This is a genomic window from uncultured Leptotrichia sp. (assembly GCF_938036635.1).
Classification (GTDB): domain Bacteria; phylum Fusobacteriota; class Fusobacteriia; order Fusobacteriales; family Leptotrichiaceae; genus Leptotrichia; species Leptotrichia hongkongensis.
In genome coordinates this window covers 1-2,583 of record NZ_CALHQO010000456.1, presented here as the reverse complement: position 1 = coordinate 2,583, position 2,583 = coordinate 1, and the positions used below count along the sequence as shown (strand labels likewise).

Sequence of the window (2,583 nt, the reverse complement as noted above, 5' to 3'; positions counted from 1 at the left end):
AAATGAAAAATATTACTTTAAGGAAGAAAATGCCAATTTTTTTATTTGTGATTCTTGCAAGCATATTGAAACTATGCCTGAATTTTCAAATGAAGAAACAGAAAAAGAAAAAAGCGAATTAAAAAAACGAGGCTTTTCACTATTATCACATCTTTCGATTTTTAAAGGAAAATGCAACGATTGTGATTAAATCTATGATTTATACTAGACTCTGTTTGAGAAATGAAATTATATTTTAATTATTTAGCAATATTAGGTTTTTATCCATTGTTTAAATGAGGTTTAGTATAAATTAAAAGAGGAACTATCACTTAAAGACAGTTCCTTTATTTTTTTATTGACTTAATTAATTAGTATCTGTTATATCATAATCCACTAAAATTTCAATTTCTCCATTTTCATAAACAAACAGTCCAGTAACAGCTTCGTGAGGCAAGTCGCTATGCATTTTCTCGGCTGCTTTACGAATATATCCTTTTTGTGTTTCATCATTAGTTGGGCAACCGGCACAGTCACTATGTCCTGCCACAAAGATATGGTCAGATTTATGTTTATTAACCGAGATTAAAACAACCTTATCTTCTATTTTTTTTAAATACTCCTCATCACTAACAATTTTATTTACAGCTCCTGCATCAGTAATGGTATCAACAAAAGTATATCTATAATTACTTCTGATATATTCATTCAAAATATGAATAAATCTCCCATCCATACAGCATACTAAAGTACAAAACATAATATCCTCCCTCATTCAAGCAACTATATATTTTAAATTATTATAAATTTGAAGTCGCTTGAAAAATATCTTAAAGATGTTGAGATTATAGCATATTTATTGGCAAAAATCAAAAATTTTAACTTAGTAAATTTTCTAGAAAATACTCAATCACATACTCTGCACATTTTATCCCATCAACTGCTGCCGACATAATTCCACCTGCGTATCCTGCCCCTTCTCCACAAGGCATAAGCCCTTCGATATTTGAGAAAAATCTTTCATTTCTAGGAATTTTCACTGGAGATGAACTACGGCTTTCGACACCTGAAAGAATTGCGTCATAACTGGCAAATCCTTTTATTTTTCTATCCATTAAGGTAATTCCTTCTTTTATAGAATCGTTTATAAATTGTGGAAAAATTTCATTTAAGTTTGCAAATTTGTAGCCTGCTAGGTAGCTTGGCTTTACTTTTCCTAATTTTGTTGAGATTTTATTATTTACAAAATCGCCAAATAGCTGAATAGGAGCTTTGTAATCTTTTCCACCAAGCTCGAATGCTTTTTCTTCCAATTTTCTTTGAAATTCAACTCCAGCTAGAACGCTTTCTCCTGGAAAATCTTCAGGAAATACATTTACCAAAATTGCAGAGTTTGCATTTTCTAAATCTCTTTGTGAATAGCTCATTCCATTTACGACAAGTCTGCCTTCCTCGCTAGAAGATGGCACAACTACACCGCCAGGACACATGCAGAACGTATAAACTCCACGTCCATTGCTTGTCTTTACATTTAATTTGTATTCTGCGGCCGGCAATTTATCAGCAAATTTTCCATATTGCGAATAATTTATCATACTTTGAAGATGCTCAATTCTGACTCCTACTGAAAAAGTTTTCCGTTCCATTGCCACATTTTCTTCGTTTAGCATAAAGAAAGTATCCCTTGCACTATGTCCAATTGCGAGAACTAAAATATTTGTTGGAATTTCATAAATTTTATTTTCATCAGAATTTTCCACATTTTCAACTAAAACGCTTTTTATTTTGTTATTTTCAGAATTAGTTTTTTCATAGTTTATTTTTACAAGTTTTGTGCTAAAACGGTACTCTCCTCCAAGACTTTCGATTTTATGCCTGATTTTACGCATTATTTCGATTAATTTATCGGTTCCAATGTGGGGCTTTGACATATAATTGATTTTGGGATCAGCACCAGCGAGAATTAATTCATCATAAACCTTCTGAATCCGAAAATTATTTGTATTCGTGTTTAGTTTCCCATCTGAAAATGTTCCAGCTCCTCCTTCTCCAAACTGCACATTTGAATATTTATCAAGTTTTCCAGTTTTGAAAAAATTATAAACATCCTTTTCACGCTCATCTACATTTTTTCCCTGCTCAATGATAATTGGCTTTAATCCAGCTTCAGCAAGCACAAGTCCAGCAAAAATTCCGGCAGGTCCGCTTCCAACAATAACAGGACGTTTTACATTTTCAGTTTCTGTAAAATTCTCAATTTTATCCACAAAATAAGGTTTTTTCTCAATTTTTCGAACATTTTTTACATTTTCAAATCTTTTCTTTTCCGTTTCCTCATCAAAGTTAAAGGAAATATCCACCGCATAAACAAATACGACATTATCTTTTTTTCTAGCATCAATTGCCTGTCCTGCGATTTCAAATGACTTTACTTCATTCTCATTAATTTTGTAAAGTTTGTAAACTGTTTTTTTTAAATCATTTTCGCTGTGTTTTACAGGCATTTTTATATTATTTATTCTAATCATTTTTCTCCTTAATTTAGTTTAGTTGTTTTTAAAAGTTTGCAATATTATTTTTATTTTAAATAGTAAATTTTCTAAA

General features: G+C 30.9%; 2 protein-coding genes and 1 pseudogene. 1 reads left to right on the top strand and 2 read right to left on the bottom strand.

Features of this window, described 5'->3' with window-relative positions; all coding sequences use genetic code 11:
* Window positions 1-190: pseudogene (locus Q0370_RS09000) on the top strand (transcriptional repressor); the annotation flags it as partial.
* Between the two features lie 156 nt (window positions 191-346).
* Here Q0370_RS09000 and Q0370_RS08995 read toward each other — a convergent pair.
* Together Q0370_RS08995 and Q0370_RS08990 are read right to left on the bottom strand one after the other, a co-directional pair.
* On the bottom strand, window positions 347-739 hold the full coding sequence (locus tag Q0370_RS08995; RefSeq protein ID WP_299574866.1) for a carbonic anhydrase: 393 nt from the start codon (window positions 737-739) through the stop codon (window positions 347-349).
* 118 nt (window positions 740-857) lie between these two features.
* Complete coding sequence (locus tag Q0370_RS08990; RefSeq protein WP_299574864.1) at window positions 858-2,507, bottom strand: NAD(P)/FAD-dependent oxidoreductase; 1,650 nt, start codon at window positions 2,505-2,507, stop codon at window positions 858-860.
* Window positions 2,508-2,583 lie beyond the last annotated feature (76 nt).

Coding starts and splice junctions, on each gene's coding strand:
- Q0370_RS08995 (WP_299574866.1), bottom strand. CDS start 739: ATGTTTTGTACTTTAGTATGCTGTATGGATGGGAGATTTATTCATATT.
- Q0370_RS08990 (WP_299574864.1), bottom strand. CDS start 2,507: ATGATTAGAATAAATAATATAAAAATGCCTGTAAAACACAGCGAAAAT.